The sequence below is a fragment of the Halorubrum sp. 48-1-W genome, assembly GCF_003287355.1.
GTDB lineage: Archaea > Halobacteriota > Halobacteria > Halobacteriales > Haloferacaceae > Halorubrum.
The window spans coordinates 1-16,496 of sequence record NZ_QMIM01000029.1 but is presented as its reverse complement, the minus strand read 5'-3'; the positions used below and the strand labels follow the sequence as shown (position 1 = coordinate 16,496).

General features: G+C 73.2%; 15 protein-coding genes. 13 read left to right on the top strand and 2 right to left on the bottom strand.

The window, feature by feature from the left end; genetic code table 11:
* The first annotated feature begins 61 nt into the window (after positions 1 to 61).
* The 12 genes from DQW50_RS18230 (at position 62) to DQW50_RS18225 (ending at position 12,873) form a co-directional block, all read left to right on the top strand.
* Positions 62 to 574: a hypothetical protein gene (locus DQW50_RS18230; RefSeq protein WP_198664685.1), complete on the top strand. Its 513-nt coding sequence runs from the start codon at positions 62 to 64 to the stop codon at positions 572 to 574.
* A 51-nt stretch (positions 575 to 625) separates the two neighbouring features.
* On the top strand, positions 626 to 1,117 hold the full coding sequence (locus DQW50_RS13300; protein WP_112079759.1) for a hypothetical protein: 492 nt from the start codon (positions 626 to 628) through the stop codon (positions 1,115 to 1,117).
* Between the two features lie 72 nt (positions 1,118 to 1,189).
* The gene (locus DQW50_RS13295) at positions 1,190 to 3,058 is read left to right on the top strand and encodes an ATPase, T2SS/T4P/T4SS family (protein ID WP_112079758.1); all 1,869 of its coding nucleotides are present in this window, start codon (positions 1,190 to 1,192) and stop codon (positions 3,056 to 3,058) included.
* On the top strand, positions 3,055 to 4,983 hold the full coding sequence (locus DQW50_RS13290; protein ID WP_241964424.1) for a type II secretion system protein: 1,929 nt from the start codon (positions 3,055 to 3,057) through the stop codon (positions 4,981 to 4,983). The genes DQW50_RS13295 and DQW50_RS13290 overlap by 4 nt, the downstream gene beginning before the upstream one ends.
* Before the next feature lie 119 nt (positions 4,984 to 5,102).
* Positions 5,103 to 5,579: a hypothetical protein gene (locus DQW50_RS13285; protein ID WP_112079757.1), complete on the top strand. Its 477-nt coding sequence runs from the start codon at positions 5,103 to 5,105 to the stop codon at positions 5,577 to 5,579.
* A complete protein-coding gene (locus tag DQW50_RS13280) occupies positions 5,560 to 5,988 on the top strand; it encodes a hypothetical protein (RefSeq protein ID WP_112079756.1) in 429 nt (142 codons plus the stop codon). Before DQW50_RS13285 ends, DQW50_RS13280 begins: the two co-directional genes overlap by 20 nt.
* Complete coding sequence (locus DQW50_RS13275) at positions 5,985 to 6,521, top strand: hypothetical protein (protein ID WP_112079755.1); 537 nt, start codon at positions 5,985 to 5,987, stop codon at positions 6,519 to 6,521. The genes DQW50_RS13280 and DQW50_RS13275 overlap by 4 nt, the downstream gene beginning before the upstream one ends.
* Positions 6,522 to 6,523: 2 nt before the next feature.
* A complete protein-coding gene (locus DQW50_RS13270; protein WP_112079754.1) occupies positions 6,524 to 9,688 on the top strand; it encodes a hypothetical protein in 3,165 nt (1,054 codons plus the stop codon).
* 90 nt (positions 9,689 to 9,778) lie between these two features.
* Positions 9,779 to 10,270, top strand: coding sequence for a DUF5791 family protein (locus tag DQW50_RS13265; RefSeq protein ID WP_112079753.1), 492 nt, complete (start codon positions 9,779 to 9,781; stop codon positions 10,268 to 10,270).
* Positions 10,267 to 11,241 (top strand): NAD-dependent epimerase/dehydratase family protein, encoded by a 975-nt coding sequence (locus tag DQW50_RS13260; RefSeq protein WP_112079752.1) that lies wholly within the window; start codon positions 10,267 to 10,269, stop codon positions 11,239 to 11,241. The genes DQW50_RS13265 and DQW50_RS13260 overlap by 4 nt, the downstream gene beginning before the upstream one ends.
* A 140-nt stretch (positions 11,242 to 11,381) precedes the next feature.
* Positions 11,382 to 12,557 (top strand): bifunctional oligoribonuclease/PAP phosphatase NrnA, encoded by a 1,176-nt coding sequence (locus DQW50_RS13255; RefSeq protein WP_112079751.1) that lies wholly within the window; start codon positions 11,382 to 11,384, stop codon positions 12,555 to 12,557.
* A 166-nt stretch (positions 12,558 to 12,723) separates the two neighbouring features.
* Positions 12,724 to 12,873 carry a hypothetical protein gene (locus DQW50_RS18225; RefSeq protein WP_198664684.1) on the top strand — a complete coding sequence of 50 codons (150 nt, stop codon included), beginning with the start codon at positions 12,724 to 12,726 and terminating at the stop codon, positions 12,871 to 12,873.
* A 28-nt stretch (positions 12,874 to 12,901) separates the two neighbouring features.
* Here DQW50_RS18225 and DQW50_RS13250 read toward each other — a convergent pair whose 3' ends face one another.
* Positions 12,902 to 13,657 carry an ABC transporter permease gene (locus DQW50_RS13250; RefSeq protein ID WP_112079750.1) on the bottom strand — a complete coding sequence of 252 codons (756 nt, stop codon included), beginning with the start codon at positions 13,655 to 13,657 and terminating at the stop codon, positions 12,902 to 12,904.
* Entirely contained in the window at positions 13,654 to 14,727 is a 1,074-nt protein-coding gene (locus DQW50_RS13245) for an ABC transporter ATP-binding protein (RefSeq protein WP_112079799.1), read from the bottom strand. Before DQW50_RS13245 ends, DQW50_RS13250 begins: the two co-directional genes overlap by 4 nt.
* 206 nt (positions 14,728 to 14,933) lie before the next feature.
* Here DQW50_RS13245 and DQW50_RS13240 point away from each other — a divergent pair.
* Positions 14,934 to 16,496 (top strand): folylpolyglutamate synthase/dihydrofolate synthase family protein (locus DQW50_RS13240; protein WP_133258793.1); only part of this gene is annotated, 1,563 nt, incomplete at its 3' end.

Sequence of the window (16,496 nt, the reverse complement as noted above, 5' to 3'; positions counted from 1 at the left end):
GTCGCTGCCAGTAATACTCTTTCCCCGACCGCTTAAACGTGAAACCGCGGCCAACCGGCGTATGGAAAACGAGACGAACGCGAACGGATCGCTGTCGGACCGCGACCGCCTCGAGGAGCGGCTCGAGGCGGTCGAGCGCGCGCTCACCGGAAGCGACCGCTCGGTCACAGCGGTCGCCGACGCCGCCGACGCCGACGCCGAGCGCGAGGAGCTCGCCGACCGGCTGGCGAGCCTCGAGGAGCGCGTCGAGGAGGTGGAGGCGGCGACACAGGCCGTCCGCGGATACGCGGGAGCGATCCGGGCCGTCAACCGCGAGGTCGAACGGCGGGCCGACCTCGCGCTCGCACGAGCGACCGCCGCCACGAGGGGAAGCGATACGACAGTGCGAAACGCCACGGGGGGAAGCGACGCGACGGCGGGAACCACCGCCTCCAGTGACCGCCCCGCCGCCGCGGCCGTACCGGACGACGACGCGCTCTCCGCGGCCGTACCGGACGACTCGCACACGGCCGAAGGGGACGAACACACGAAGGGGAGGGAAAACCCGCTTGAACGGCTCCGAGAGGCATTCTAGCCGGTGGGTCGGCCGTTTCGGCGGTCGTGACCGACGGGGAGGGGGACCACCGTGATCCGCGTCGTCACGACCGTGCTCGTGGCGGTCGCGCTCCTCGCCGTCTCGATGCCCGCGATAGAGGACGCTCGAGCCGAGACGACCGTCGAACGGATCGGAACGCAGGCGGACCGGATCGAGCGTGTCGCCGGGGAGACGACGGCGAACTCCGTCGCGGTCGTCGACGCGGACCTCGCCGGACGACGGTCGATGATCGTCTCCGCGCCGACCGGGGTCGCTGCCGCGCCGGTCGACCGGATCGCGCTCGAGAAGCCGGGGGACGGCGACGCGGTCCCCGACGACCGGGCCCCTCACGGGAGCGTCGTCGTCGCCTACCGACTCCGGCACAGTTCGACACGCGCGGTGGCGATCCCGCCGCCGACCGACGCCGCCGAGTTCGCCCTCGTCGACGGCCCGATCGAGTTACGACCCGACGGGGAGACGCGCCTCGAACTCCGGGTCGTCGACCGCGGTGGACCGACCGTCCGGATCGAACGGGTCGGGTGAGTCGGTGAACGCGCCGCTGCGAGCCGACGGGTCGCCCGACGATTTATATAGGGAGTCGCGGCCACGGCCGCCATGAGCCTGGATCTCCCGTCGTTCCCGTGGGAAGGGAGCGACGACGGGTGCGGCTGTGCCGTCTCGTTCGAGCGACCCGTGGGCACCGGCGTCGACGACCGCGTCGTGCTCGAGGTCGACGCGGGCGGGTGTCCGGGAGGTGGCGACCTCGCCGCCAGTCCGGACTGTCTGGCGACGGTCGTCGAGGCGTTGACCGAGCGCGACGCCGACGTCGTCCGTACCGAACACGCGGGGAAGGAGCGCGCGTACACCGGACGGGCGGCGGCCTGTCTACTCGCAACCGGTCGGTTCCGCGAACGCGTCGAGTTCCACGAAGCCCGGCTCGCGGAACGGGCGGCCCGCGATCCGGTCGCGACTGCGCGGGAAGCGACCGGTCGCGCGGGTCCCGTGAGCCGGATCGCCGCCGAGACCGGGCTGGCGGAGACGGTCGCGGACGTCGATCGAACGGCCGACCTCCTCCGTCCACACGTCGGCCCCACCGTGTCGGCGACCCGGATCGCGTCGACGCCGCCGCCGCGGGCGACGCTGGTCGACCGGTGGGAACTCGACACGGACGCGACGGTCCGGCTCTACGAGGGCGAGGGACCCCTCCGGACGTACCACCTCACCCCGCCGTCGGCCCGGTTCGACGACGACGCGTTCGAGACCCTCGCAGCCGCGACGGAGCGGTTGCTCTCGGACCCGGTCGGCGGGGAGCGGGCGCCGGGACGGGCGGTGCGCGCGGTGGCGAGCGACGACGACCCGGTCCCGGAGCTGACCGACACGCTCCGCCGACACACCCACGGCTACGGCGCGTTCGAGCACGTCTTCGCCGACGACCGCGTGAGCGACGCGACGCTCTCCGCGCCGGTTTCGGAGAACCCGCTCCGGGTCGTCCTCGACGGGGAACGCTGTCGGACGAACGTCCGCCTGCCACCCGAGGGGGCGGCGACGCTCGCGTCACGCCTGCGTCGAACGAGCGGGCGGGGGTTCTCGCGGGCGACACCGACGCTCGACGCGACGCTCGAGACGGAGTCGGGGAGCGTCCGGGTAGCGGCGACGACCGCACCGGCGAGCGACGGGCTCTCGTTCACGTTCCGGCGCGGCGACCCCGACGCCTGGACGCTGGCGCGGCTCGTTGCCGTCGGGACGCTCCCGGCGGCTGCCGCGGGACTCCTCTCCCTCGCCGTCGAACGCGGCGTGTCGGGACTCGTCGCCGGCGGCCGCGGGGCGGGCAAGACGACCGCCCTCGGCTCCCTGCTCTGGGAACTCCCCGCCGATTCGCGGACCGTCCTGATCGAGGATACGCCGGAACTCCCGGCAACGGCGCTCACAGCCGCCGACAGGGACGTCCAGCGGCTCAACGTCGGCGACGGGACCGAGCCGACGCCGCGGGAGGCGGTCCGGACGGCCCTCCGGCTCGGGGGTGGCGCGCTCGTCGTCGGCGAGGTCCGCGGCGAGGAGGCGACGGCGCTGTACGAGGCGATGCGGGTCGGGGCCGCCGGCGAGACCGTCCTCGGGACGATCCACGGCGAGGACCCGGCCGCGGTCCGCGAGCGCGTCGTCGCCGACCTCGGCGTGTCCCCGTCGTCGTTCGCTGCGACCGACCTCCTCGTGATACTGAACGATCACCGCGTGGAAACGGTCGTCGAGGTGACCGACCACGCCGGCGAGGTGACCTTCGACGCGCTCTTCGAGCGGGAGGGGGAGCGCCTCGTGGCGACCGGGCGGGTCGATCGGGGCGAGAGCCGTCTCGTCGCTGGCTTGGCCGGAGGCGGGGAGACGTACGCGGACGTCCGCTCAGCGATCGGACTGCGGACAGAGCGGATCCGCACCGCGGTAGACGACGTCCGAACGACGCCGGAACGGTATGCGGGGTTCGATCGATGACGGGAGCGAGGTCGGACCGGACCACGAACGGAGCCGGGACGGAACGGGGGAAGCGATCGGGACGCGCCGGGGACGACGTCGGCTCGAACCGACCCGGCGACGACGCGGACGGCGGATCCACGCTGGAGCGCGTGACACGAGGAGTCGTCGAGCTCACAGCCGGAAACGACTCGGAGACGGGATCCGACGAGCTCCGTCGGGCGATCGCGTTCCTCGAGTGGGACGTCACGGCCGATCGCGTCGTCGAGACGGGGTATCGTCTCGGCGTCGGCGCGGGCCTCTGTCTCGTCGTCGTCGGGACGCTGGCCGCCGGGACGACGGCCGGACTGCTCGCGGGCGTCGCGGGGGGACTCACAGCGACACACGCGGTACATCGGGGGCCGGTGTGGCTCGCGACGCTCCGCCGGACGCGGGCGCTCGGGGCCACGCCCGGGCTCGTCGGGCGGCTCGTGTTGCGGATGCGGCTCGACCCGTCGACGGAACGTGCCGTCCGGTTCGCTGCCCGGACTGGTCGGGGGCCGTTGGCGGACGGGCTGTCGCAACACGAACGTCGCTGTGTCAACGGGCCGACCAGCGGGCTCCGAGAGTTCGCACGCGAGTGGGGCGAGTGGTTCCCGGCGATCGAACGCGCGACGACGCTCGTTCGGACGGCGGCGTCCGCTCCGCCGGAGCGTCGGGGGCGGTGTCTCGACCGCGCACTCGAGACCACGCTCTCGGGGACGACGGAGCGGCTGGCGGCGTTCGTCGGCGACGTCCAAGGGCCGGTGTCCGCGCTCTACGCGTTCGGGGTACTCCTCCCGTTGGCGCTCGTCGCCCTGTTGCCGGCGGCCGCCGCCTCCGGCGTGGCGATCCCGCCGTCCGTCGTCGCAGGGACCTATCTCCTCGTGCTGCCGACCGCGTTGCTCGCCGCCGCCGCGTGGCTCCTCTCGAAACGGCCGGTCGCGTTCCCGCCGCCGCGTATCGACGGCGATCACCCGGACGTGCCGGACGGACACGCCCACGCGGTCCTCGCAGGAGTCGGAACCGGGAGCGTCGCGGCCGTCGTCGCGGGGCGGTTCGTCGCACCCTGGGCCGTGCCGATCGCCGGCGTCGGCGTCGGGGTCGGCGTCGCGCTCGTCGTGGCGGTTCGACCGCGCCGTGCGGTGCTCGCCGAGGTCACGGCGATCGAGAGCGGGCTCCCGGACGCGATGACGATCGTCGGCGGCGACGTCGCCGAGGGCGTCTCCGTCGAACGGGCGACCGCGAACGCCGGCGGGAAACTCGACGGCGCGACCGGGGAACTCTTCGAACTGGCCGCCGGGCGGAGCGACACGCTCCGCGTCGACGTCCGGGAGGCGTTCACGGGCGACGGTGGCCCGGCGGCGACGGTGCCGTCGCCGCGAGTCCACGGCGCGGTCGCCCTCCTCGCCGTCGCCGCACGGGAAGGACGGCCCGCCGGCGACGTGCTGTTGGAACTCGCCGACCAACTGGAGCGGCTTCGGGAGCTCGAACGCGACGCCCGACGCCAGCTGGCGACGGTCACCGGGACGCTGTCGAACACTGCGGCGCTGTTCGCTCCGCTGGTCGGGGGCGCGACCATCGCGCTCGCGACCGGCATCGAGACGGCCGGGACGGGCGGCTTCGGCACGACGGTCGGCCTCGCAGCCGACCCGCTCGCGACGGATCCGATCGCTGCCGGCGACGCCGCCGGGGCCGCCTCGGCGACGGAGGGGAACGGGGACGCCGGTACCGTGCTCCCGGTTCCCGTCCTCGGCCGGATCGTCGGGACGTACGTGCTCCTGCTCGCTGCCATCCTCACCGCGCTGGCGACGGGGCTCGAACGGGGGTTCGACGCGACGCTCGTCGCCTATCGGGTCGGGATCGCGTTGCCGACGGCGGCGACGACGTACCTGGTCGCGTTCGTCGCTGCGGGGGCGTTGTTGTAGCCGGGGTTCCGCCGGCCCCCATCCCCGGCGACGAGCCGTCGTCCGCGACGCCCCGCGACGCACCCGATCGACCGCCGCGGGACCGACGATTTATATACGAAACCGGGGCCAGCCGCCCCATGTTCGAGACACAGGTGGACGCGACCTACGCGTGGGTCGGCCTCGCGCTGGTGAGCGTCGTCGCCGTCGGCGTGGTCGCCGCACTCCCCACGGCACCGCCGCCCGACGCGGACGGCGTCGCGCACACGGTCGACTCGGTGGCGGACGGCGAGTACGTCGCGACGGCCGAACACGGGCTGGCCGCCGAGCGAATTCGGCTCACCCCCCGAACGATCGAGCTCGCGGGCGACGGCGGGACCGCCCGGGCGACGTTTCGAGCGGGTCCGATCACGCCGGTCGCCACCGATCGATCCGATCCCCGTCTTCGGCGGGTACTGAGCGGAGTCCCACCGCAGGCCGTGTTCGACGACCCCGACGCGTTCGCCGCCACAGCGGAGCGCGCACGGACGAGCGAACACGGGTGGCGGAGCGCCCCGGAACGGCTAACCGTGCGACAGGTTCGATACGGAGGTCACCGTGTTACCCTGGTCGGCTGATCGGTTCGACACGACCGACCGTGCCGCGGTGGAGCCGGTCGCCGCGCTGGTGGCCGTGCTCGCGGTCGGCGCGGGGCTCGGCCTGTACGCGGTGGCGCTCGACGGGGCGACGCCGACCCCGGAGCCCGACGCGCGGGCGGCCGACGCCACGCTCGAGCGGGTCGAACGCGACGTGTCGGTCGGCGGGATCGTCCGTCCGGACCGCTTGTACCACCTCGAAGGGACGCCCCAAGCGACCGTGGAGGTAGCGACCGAACGCCGGACGTGGCGGGTCGACCTCGGGGACGGATCGCCCACAGCCGGTCGGAGTGACCCGCGGTCCGACCGGGTCGCCGAGCGACCGGTGACGGTCGCCGTCGGTCCGGGCGAAGCCGTTCGCGGCGTACTCCGGGTGGTGATCGACCGATGACGAGCACCGTCCTCGACGTGACGCTCATGTTGCTCTGTGTCTCCGCGAGCGTCGTCGTGCTCGGAGCGGCCGGAAACGTGGTCGGTCACGGAACGGAGGAACACTCCGCCGCCGACGTCGCCGACCGACTCGCGACCGAGACCGCGACGGTGACGTACGAGGTCGACGGCGCCCACGATTCGCGGACGGTCCACGCGACCCTGGTGGAACTGCTCGTCATGACCGCCGGGGGAGGACCGAACGACGGAGCGGAGACAGCCGGTCGGTTTCGAGCGCAGGCGCTCGAGGCGGTGGAACACGCGCTGGGTGGGCGGACCCGCGTCGACGTCCGCTACGACGCGGACGGAGAGGCCGCCGGAGCCGGGCCGTGGATGGGAGCCGAACGGGACGCGTGGACGGTCGCGGTCGGACCCGAACCGCCGGCCGGCGCGGACGTCACCGCCGCCGTCGTCACCCACCCGGGATCGGCCGGAGCCGACGAACCCGACCCTCCCGAAGTCGAGCGGTTCCGGATCGTCGTGAGGACGTGGTGACGATGACGGAGACGACACGCGCCCGGACGGTGTCGCTGGCCGACGACGAACGGGCTCGCGTGCCGTTCGCGCTGGTCGGCGTGTTGCTCCTCGTGACCAGTTCGGCGTACGCCGCCGGCGTCGTCGATCAGGGGCTCGTCAGCGACGACCGGAGCGTCGAGCGGGCCGTCGAGCGCGTCGACGCGGACACGACCGCCGCGCTCAGACACGCCGCACGCGAGGCAGCGTACGAGACGGCCGCACGGCCGGTGACCCGGCCGGCGAGGGGGACGGACGGGAACGGCGACGGCGCGGGCGTGACGTCGACGGACGCGGTCCGGCCTGGCTCCGCCTTCGAGGACGCGTTTCGGATCCGGCTGGCGCTCGCCGGCGACGAGGCGCTGCGGGCGGTGAACGCCGAAGTCGGGGACGTAACCGCGACGGCGGGGTTCCGGCGGATCGACGGACGGGTCGAGCCGGGGGACCTCGAGACGCTCCGCGGGACGGTCCGCGTGAGCCCCGTCGCGAACGGGACGGCGACCCGCGTGGTCTTCGAGGACGTGACGGTGACCGCGACTCGGGGCGGGCGGACGGTCGCCGAGCGGACGGCGGATCGAACCGTCGTCGTCGCCGTTCCGACGCTCGCAGCCCACGAACGGACCGAACGCTTCGAGGAGCGGTTGAATCGCGGCCCGGTCGAGGGACCCGGGCTCGGCAGGCAGTTGACCGCGAGCATCTACCCGATCGCGTGGGCACGGGGGTACGGCCAGTACGCGAAGGCACCGATACAGAACGTGATCGCGAACCGACACGTGGAGCTGTCGACGAACGCCGGGATCGTCCGGACCCAACGGGACGTGTTCGGCACGAGCGATCCGGACGCCAGGGGTGGAGTCGCCAAGGCGACGGCGAGAACCGGCGTGACCGACCTGCTCGCGCCGACCGACCTCGACGAGTCGTCGTGGAGCGACGCGGTCCTCGACGCGCCGACGCCGGGCCCGGACGCCGGAAACGACGGAGTCGGGCCGGCGAGGGGGCACGCGGACGAGACGACGACGGTGGACGTCGGTCACGCCGCGGACGTCGCCGCCGTGTCCGTCCACGACGACCTCGAGTCGACGGTGCGGGACAGCTACCGGGTGGAGGTGTCGCTCGACGTCTCCGCGGACCGATTCGTCGACGGCGGGCGCCCTCGACCGCCACGACCGAGTTCCGGTGCGGGGACGTGGGAACGCGTCGGCGTGAGCGTCGACGAGACGACACGTGTCGTCCCGGAAACGGGAGCGCCGGACGGCGTGCCGTCGGGAACGGTCCGTCCGGACGAATCACTCGATTTCGGCACCGAGACGCGCGAAGTCAGGACCGAACGGGTGGCGACGGCCCGGTGGAAACGGACCGTCAAGCGGAAGGTCCTCGTCGAGCCCGCCGAGACGAACGAGTCGGGCGAAGTGGTGAGCCCGCCGGTGTTCGAGATGCGAGACGTGGTCGCCGAGCGGGAGACGACGCGAGCGAGCGCGACGGATCGGTACCGCGTCGTCGTCGACGTCACGGGGGAGTACGCACCGCGGGACGGTGCGCCGGACCGGCCGATCGAGACGTTCGGGGCGGGGACGGGCAGCGGCGACCTCGTCGGGACGCCACGGGCTGGCCGATCGGAGCTGGGTGTCGACGACGCCGACGACGTCGACCGGCTCGCGCTGGAGGCGGTCACGGACGGGGATATCGACCGATCGACGGTCGTCCACGGGGAGCGTCCGAGCGGCGAGACGGACCGTATCGCGCGCGACCTCGACGGCCTTCGGAAGGAGGTGCGCGCGATCGAAACCGACCTGTCGATGGAGGAGGCGGCGGTCGGGGACGCCGACCCGTACGGTGAGCTGGCGCGGACGCTCCGGGACCGGCGGGCCGAACTCGTCGACACACCGGGGACCTACGACGGTGCCGTCGATCGAGCGCGGATAACGGCACGGACGGCCTACCTCGACGCGGTCATCGACGAGCTCGAGTCCGCCTCGGACGACGAAGAGGCCACGGCCGACGGCTTCACCGAGCACGTGGAGGACGCGTTCGGCGGCCCGTCAGTCGGGGAGGTCGTCAGGAGCCGGGAGGCTGCGCGGGAGACGGAGCCGTACCGGATCGGCGCGGACGGCCCAGGGGGGGCGGTCGAACTCACGCCGAACGCCTCCCCCGGATACCTGCCGCGGACCGCCGTCGACGGATCGAACGTCGCGGCCGTCGACGGGACGACGACCCGACCGCTCGCCGTCCGGAACCTCAACTACGTGACGGTCCCGTACAGCGACGTCTCGAGCGGGATCGTGGATCGGGTCCTCGGAACCGGCGACACCGTGCGGCTCGGCACCGCGGGCCGCGTCCTCCTCGCGACGGACGAGTCGCTCGCCGACCGCCCCGATCCGGACCTCCGAGCCGACAGGGACGAACTCGCGGCCCGGGTGGAGTCGTCGAGGGAGGTCGTCGATCGCGAACTCGTCGCTGTGCTCGGCGCTCGGACCGACCTGACCCGCGAGGACCGGAGATCGGTCATCGACGCGACCGCGACGGCGTACGATTCGCCGGGGGCCAGGGCGGTCGCCATCGGCGACGGCGAGTACGCGGAACGGGCCGCCGCCGAAGCTACGAGGGTGGGGTCGCTCTCTCCCGGCGAAGAGAGCGCGCTCGCCGCGCGACTCCGCGTTGCGCTCCGGGAGTCGACCGCGCGGAACGACGTCCGGATACCCGCGAGGTTCGTCGACGGGCCGACGGGGGTGGTCCGGGAACGCACGCGAGGGAAGCTCGAAGACGCCGTCGAGGCCGGCGCGGAGGTGGCCGTGGAGAACGCCTCCGAGCGGTGGGCGCCGGAGTCCGTCCGGGGGGTCGGCGCGGGGCTTCCGGTCGCGCCGGTTCCGGGCTACTGGGTCGCGACGGTCAACGCCTGGAAGGTGGAGGTACGGGGAGAGTACCCCCGGTTCACGCTCTCCGGCGACGTGGGCGAACCCGGGAGGGAATTCGAATACGTTCGGGAGGAGGCGACCGTGACCGCGGACGTCGGCGGCGAGCGAGTGCTGCTGGGGACGACGGAGCCCGTCCGGTTCGAGACGGAGACGCTCGTCGTCGTCGCGGTACCCGCGGGGCCGCCCGGCGTCGGCGACGTCGACGGCACCCGCGACGAGACCTCCCCCGGCTGGTGAACCGACGGGGACGCGCGTGGACCGCGAGTACGCGACGCCGGACGCGGGGTCGACCGGAGACGTTTTGGGACGCGGGAGCCGATCGTCGGTATGTTTCACGAAGTCGTCGACGGCTCCGCCGGTCCCGCCTCGATCGGCGACGAGGAGGGAGACGGAGCGGGGATCGGCAACCCGACCCACGGCGAGTCGATCGAGCCGGCGACGTTGCTGACGGCGTTCGAACGACTCCTCGTCGGGGCGACCGAGTCGCTCGAAAACGAGCGGGTGACGGCGGAGACGGGCCTCGACGCGACCACGGTCGAGGCGATCGCGCGTGGCGACGTCGCGGACCTCACGGTCGAGGAGGGCGTCTCGGTCCTCGCAGCGGCCGACGGCCGCGACGCGGACGCGATGGTCGCCGAGCTCCGCGACCACCTCCTCATGGGAATGGCGACCGCGGTGCTCGACGTCGACACGATCGCGGCGACCATCGACGCCGACCTCACCGGACAGGAGGTCCAACAGGTGCTCGAGGGACGCGCCGCGATGACGATCGAACAGCTCGCGGAGGTCATGGCGGTCATCGAGACGCGGAAGCCATGAGGGTCGCGATCGTCGGGTGCGGCTACGTCGGGCTGGAACTGGCGCGTGATCTCGCCGAACGGGGCCACGAGGTGACCGGGGTCCGGCGGTCGACGGCGGGGCTCGACGCCGTCGAGGCGGTCGTCGGTGACGGCAACGGGGACGCTGACGGGACCGGTACCGTCGACGGTGACGGCAACGGGAACGCTGACGGGACCGGTACCGTCGAGGCGGTTCGCGCGGACGCGACCGACCCCGCGTCGCTCTCGGCGCTTCCCGACGCGGACGCGGTCGTGTTCGCCGCGAGCTCGGGCGGGCGAGGTGCGGCGGCGGCGCGGGCGGTGTACGTCGAGGGGCTCGGAAACGTCGTCGAAGAGTACGGCGACCGTGCTGTACCGCCGGAGCGGCTGGTGTACACCTCCTCGACCGGCGTCTACGGCGACCACGGGGGCGACTGGGTCGACGAGGAGACCCCGATCGAGCCGACCACGGAGAAGACGCGGGTGCTCGCGGAGGCCGAGCGCGTCGCGTTGGAGGGGGCGTCCGACGTCGGGATCGACGGCACGGTGGCACGGTTCGCGGGGCTGTACGGCCCGGACCGGTATCGGCTCGAACGCTACCTGGAGGGCCCCGTGACCGCGGGCTTCCTCAACATGGTCCACCGCGACGACGCCGCCGGGGCGATCCGGTACCTCCTCGAGGCCGACCTCGCCCGCGGGGAGCCGGTGGTCGTCGTCGACGACGAGCCGGTCGACAAACACGCGTTCGCCGACTGGCTCGCCGACGAGTGCGGCGTCGACCGCCCGGAGAAGCGCTCGAAGGCGGAACGGATCGCCGCCGGTGACCTCTCCACTGCGGCCGAACGGCGGATCCGGACGAGCAAGCGCTGTTCGAACGACCGGCTCCGGTCGTTCGGCTACGAGTTCGCGTACCCGACGTTCCGGGAGGGGTATCGCGACGCGATCGACGGGGTCCGTCGATCACGCGGGTGACGGCGGGGTCCTCGCGAGGGCGACGATGACGTCTCCGCGGACGACGGCCACGGGAGGGGGTTGCCGGCGGATCCGGTCGGTTTCACCGGGACGGAATCCCCACGAAGCTTCTTGTATCGCCGGTGACTCCGGGGGGACGTATGTGGCCTCCAGCGACGCTCGCCGGGTGGACCTCGGAGGCGGAGACGTTCGCCCGGGAGAACCCCGAACTGGTCGTCACCGCGGTCTTCTTTGTCGCGTTCGTGCTCGGCAGCACGTACGTGTTCGTCCGGGCACGGCGACCGGCCGGCGAGGAGTTCCGGCGGTTGCTGGCGGACGAATCGGAGATCGCGGTGCTGATGCACCCCAACCCGGACCCGGACGCGATGGCGGCCGCGATCGGCGTCTCGTCGCTGGCCGACCAGCTCGACGTCGACGCGACCATCCAGTATCCGGGACAGATACGTCACCAGGAGAACCGGGCGTTCCGAACGGTGCTCGACCTCGAACTCGACCGGATCGACCACGTCAGCGACCTCGCAGCGGAGACGGTCGTCCTCGTCGACCACAACGAGGCGCGCGGGTTCGCCGGGGCCGACGGGGTGTTGCCGACCGCCGTCGTCGACCACCATCCGGGGGACGGACGGGGCGGGGAGTTCACCGACGTCCGGACCGACTACGGGGCGACGGCGTCGGTGATCGCGGAGTACTTCGACGACGTGGGGGCGGTCCCGGTGCCGCCGGACAAACACGCGAGCGAGACGGGCGGCGATCTCGTGTTGTCGACGCGGGCGGCGACCGGGCTCCTCTACGGGATCTTGACCGACACCAAACACCTCACGGTCGGCGCGAGCGAGCCGGACTTCGCCTCGGCGGCGTACGTCTACCCCGGCGTCGACCAGGACCAGCTCGACCGGATCGCCAACCCCGCCGTCGACGCGGAGGTGCTGGAGGTGAAAGCTCGCGCCATCGCCGGCAGGCAGATCGAGGGGTCGTTCGCGGTCGCCGACGTCGGTGGCGTGAACAACGTCGACGCGATCCCGCAGGCAGCCGACGAGCTGATCCAGCTCGAGGGCGTGAGCGCCGTCGTCATCATCGGCGAGCGGGACGGGACGATCCACCTCTCGGGGCGCTCGCGTGACGACCGGGTCCACATGGGCAACGCCATCGAGTCGGTGCTGTCGGAGGTCACGAACGGGAGCGGCGGCGGCCACTCGCGGATGGGTGGAGGGACCATCACGCCCGAGGTGGACCCCTCGGGTGAGGGAGAACGGGAGACGGTCGACCGGGACGGCCTCGCGGACGCCCTGTTCCGAGCCATGGCCGGCGACGTGTGACCGCCCAGGGTCGGCGACGTGTGACCGCCCAGGGCCGGCGACGTGTGACCGCCCAGGGCCGGCGACGTGTGACCGTAGTGGTGGGAAACGCGAACGACGCGTGAGCGCGGCGGCGCGCGATCGGACCGACGGCAACGGTTAAGCCGACACCGCCGTACCGGTGGGTATGGCGCTCGACGGTGTCGACGGCGGGATCGGAGGGATCGACGACGGGTGGCTGGCGCTCGCGGGGGTCGGCGCCGGCTACGCGGTCGCGACGGGACTGATATTTTTCGCGGTCTTCGTGCTCCCGTACCTCGCCGTAAGCGTGCTCTGAATTCGGAGCGAACTCCCCGGAGGGACGGTCAGTCGGTTCGTGGGACCGCGTACGCGCCGAGTGCGAGGAACCCGACCGCGAGCGCGGCGAGCACGGCGAGGTCGCCGGTCCACGCACTCGGCTCGTAGACGATCGCGCGCGTCCCGCGGGCGAAGTAGGTGAGCGGCGAGGCGGCGACCGCCGGCAGGAACCAGTCGGGCAACAGTGCGGGCGGGACGAACGTCTCGGAGAGGAACAGAAGCGGGAGCGCGACCGTGTTGCTCGCGGCGATCACGCCGTCCTGCGAGTCCGCGAGCGCGCCGAGCACCGCGCCCAGTCCGCAGAAGAGCGCGACCGCGACGGCGACGAAGACGGGTAGGGCCGCAAGCGCGGGCGAGACGACGAGTTCCGCGTCGGTCACCGCGAGCACGAGCCCCAGGATGAGGAGGCTCGCTGCGCCGATGATCGCGACGTTGACGAGCGTGTGTGCGAGCAACCACTCCGTGCGGGTCAGCGGCGTGGTCGCGAGCTTCTCGAAGCGGCCGCCGTCGCGGTGGCGGGCGATCTCCGACCCGACCCGCGAGAGCGGCGTGAAGAGCACGACGACCGCGAGGTAGCCGGGGATGTAGTAGCCGGCCGGCTCGGCGAAGAGGCCGCCGCCGGTCGGCTGGGTCCGGACCAGCGCGCCGAAGATGACGACGAGGATCACGGGGAAGAAGAACGTGAAGAAGACGGCGGTGCGCCGCCGGAGGAACGACCGGGCGGCCGCGGTCGCCTCGGTGAGGACCCGCGAGACGCGACTCATCGGTCCCCCCCGTCGTCGGGGACGTCCCCGGAGGATCCCCCGCCGGACCGCGGCGAGTACTGCTCGCCGGTCAGCCGGAGGTACACGTCCTCCAGCGACGGCTCCGCCCACGTCAGCGACTCGAACTCGACGCCGGCCGTGCCGAGCGCGTCGACGACCGCGCCGATCCCCTCGGGCCGCACGCCGAGCACCCGTAACCCGTCGGCGGTCGGTTCGACCGCCGGTCCGTTGACGGCCGCCCCCGTCTCGGTCCCGGCAACCGCCCCCGTCTCGAGCGCGCCGGCGACGGCGTCGACGTCCCCGTCGTCCGGTCGCGACCCGTCCAGGTCGACCTCGAGGCGGGGGCGGCCGCCGTGGTCGGCGATCAGGTCGGCGGGCGTGCCGACGGCGACGACGCCCCCGTGGCGGAGCAGCGCCACGCGGTCGGCGAGCCGTTCGACCTCGTCCATCGCGTGGCTGGTGAGGAACACCGTGGTGCCGTCGGCGGCGAGCCGTTCGACCAGTCGGTGGATCGACCGCCGGCCGGCGGGGTCGATCCCGGTCGTCGGCTCGTCGAGGAAGAGCAGGTCGGGGTCGTTGACGACCGCGGTCGCGACGCAGGTCCGGCGCTTCTGCCCGCCCGAGAGCGTCTCGTACCACGAGTCGGCGTCGTCGGCCATCCCCACGTCGCGGAGGACCGCCCCGACCTCGCGGGCCTCGTCGTAGAGGCCGCCGTAGTAGCCGACCAGCTCCCGGGCGGTGAGCCGTTCCGGCGGGTCGAACGACTGCGGGAGCAGACCGATCCGCTGGGGGTCGACCGCGTCGGGCGACGCGCCGAGGACGCGGATCGACCCCTCCGCGTCGGTCGTCCCGGTGAGCGCGCGCACCAGCGTCGTCTTGCCCGCGCCGTTCGGCCCGATCAGGCCGAACACCTCGCCCGGCTCGACGACGACGTCGACGCCGTCGAGCGCGACGACGTCGCCGTACGACTTCCGGATCCCCTCGCCGACGACCACGGGGGCGTCGCCGGCTCCCGCCGTGTGCCCTCCCGCCGTGTCGGCGTCGGCCGTGGCGGCCGTCGTCTCGTTCATGCGTTGGGGTCCGGGATCCGCGCGCCTAAGGGTTGCTCTTCGAGGGCGATCGGTTCTCGTCGAGGGCGATCGGTTCTCGTCGAGGGCGATCGGTTCGTCGATCGTCGGGGCCGAGCCGTTCGTCGTCCCGTCCCGGATCGTCCCGGTGCGCTCCGCATCCGATCCCATCCGGTACGTCTAAACGACCCGGAGCCGACCCACAGCGTATGCACTACCACGAGGCGGCGAACTTCCTGTTCGACCTCCGTCGCTTCTCGGTCAAACCCGGCACGGAGCGCATCGAGGCGCTCCTCGACCGGCTCGGGAACCCCGAGACGGCGGTCCCGTGCGTCCAGGTCGCGGGCTCGAACGGCAAGGGGAGCACCGCGCGGATGCTCGAGTCGGTCCTGCGTGAGACCGGGCTCTCGGTCGGCCTCTACACCTCGCCGCACCTCTCCGCGCTCTCCGAACGGATCCGCGTCGACGGCCGGCCCATGACCGACGCGGCCGTCGCCGACTTCGTCGCGGAGGTGAAGCCGTGGCTCGTCGAGCGGGCGGCCGGCGGCGAGCCGCTCACGTTCTTCGAGGTCGTCACGGCGATGGCGCTCCACGACTTCGCGCGCCGCGGCGCCGACGTCGTCGTCCTCGAGGTCGGCCTCGGCGGCGAGTACGACGCGACGAGCGCGGTCGACCCCGTCGCCACCGCGGTGACGAACGTCTCCCTCGAACACACCGCGGTCCTCGGCGACACGATCGCGGAGATCGCCCGCACCAAGTCCCGGATCGCACAGCCGGGCGCGCCGATGGTCACGGCCTGTACCGGCGAGGCGCTTGAGGTCGTCCGCGAGGTCTCGGGGGAGGCCGGCGCGCCGGTGACGACCGTCACGGGACCGGGGAGCGGCGGGGACGGCGACGGTCCCGCCCCGGCGATCGACGCGAGCTACGGGGGTCGCGTGAGTGCGACGGACGCCGCGGTGACGTTCGCCGGCGAGTCGGCCGGGCGATATCGGATCCCGCTGGTCGGGGAACACCAGGCGACGAACGCCGCGGTCGCGGCCGCACTGGCGCGGCGGACCGTCGACGCACTCGGCGCGCCCGACGCGACGGACGGCGTGGGTGACGACGGGACGACGGGGGTCGACGACCCCTCGGCGACGTTCGAGCGGGCGCTTGCGGACGGGCTCGCGCGGGCGACGTGGCCCGGCCGGTTCGAGGTCGTCGACACGGGGCCGCTGACCGTCCTCGACGGGGCGCACAACCCCGCAGCGTGCGCGACGCTCGCGGAGACGCTCGCGGAGTACGAGTACGCGGACCTCCATCTCGTGTACGCCGCGATGCACGACAAGGACCACGCGGGCGCGGTCGGCGCGCTCCCGGACGCCGCGACCGCGATCGCCTGCCGGCCCGCGCTCGACCGCGCGGAGGACCCGGCAGTGCTCGCGGCGGCGCTCCGGACGGGCGGCGTCGACGACGTGACCGAAGGTGACGACGTCGCCGACGCGGTCGCGGCCGTGACCGAGCGCGCGGACCCGGCCGACTGCGTGCTCGTCGTCGGCTCGCTGTTCGCGGTCGCGGAGGCGCGCGCGTCCCTGTACCGGACGGTGACGCCGAAGTCCGTCGACGGCCCGGAGGACGCTGTACGGGCGCTCGAACGCGGCGGCGTCCCCCCGGCGGACGTCGACCGCGCCCGCGACGGGGTCGACCACCGCGTCCGGACGCTCCGGTTGCGCGGGGACCGCGCTCGCCGGGTCGCTGCCACGCTCCGGACGGTCGGCGGCGAGGCCGCCGTC

Bases quoted from the DNA above. Each gene is read 5' to 3' on its own strand.
- DQW50_RS18230 (WP_198664685.1), top strand. From the start codon at position 62: ATGGAAAACGAGACGAACGCGAACGGATCGCTGTCGGACCGCGACCGC.
- DQW50_RS13295 (WP_112079758.1), top strand. From the start codon at position 1,190: ATGAGCCTGGATCTCCCGTCGTTCCCGTGGGAAGGGAGCGACGACGGG.
- DQW50_RS13290 (WP_241964424.1), top strand. From the start codon at position 3,055: ATGACGGGAGCGAGGTCGGACCGGACCACGAACGGAGCCGGGACGGAA.
- DQW50_RS13285 (WP_112079757.1), top strand. From the start codon at position 5,103: ATGTTCGAGACACAGGTGGACGCGACCTACGCGTGGGTCGGCCTCGCG.
- DQW50_RS13275 (WP_112079755.1), top strand. From the start codon at position 5,985: ATGACGAGCACCGTCCTCGACGTGACGCTCATGTTGCTCTGTGTCTCC.
- DQW50_RS13270 (WP_112079754.1), top strand. From the start codon at position 6,524: ATGACGGAGACGACACGCGCCCGGACGGTGTCGCTGGCCGACGACGAA.
- DQW50_RS13265 (WP_112079753.1), top strand. From the start codon at position 9,779: ATGTTTCACGAAGTCGTCGACGGCTCCGCCGGTCCCGCCTCGATCGGC.
- DQW50_RS13260 (WP_112079752.1), top strand. From the start codon at position 10,267: ATGAGGGTCGCGATCGTCGGGTGCGGCTACGTCGGGCTGGAACTGGCG.
- DQW50_RS13255 (WP_112079751.1), top strand. From the start codon at position 11,382: ATGTGGCCTCCAGCGACGCTCGCCGGGTGGACCTCGGAGGCGGAGACG.
- DQW50_RS18225 (WP_198664684.1), top strand. From the start codon at position 12,724: ATGGCGCTCGACGGTGTCGACGGCGGGATCGGAGGGATCGACGACGGG.
- DQW50_RS13250 (WP_112079750.1), bottom strand. From the start codon at position 13,657: ATGAGTCGCGTCTCGCGGGTCCTCACCGAGGCGACCGCGGCCGCCCGG.
- DQW50_RS13245 (WP_112079799.1), bottom strand. From the start codon at position 14,727: ATGAACGAGACGACGGCCGCCACGGCCGACGCCGACACGGCGGGAGGG.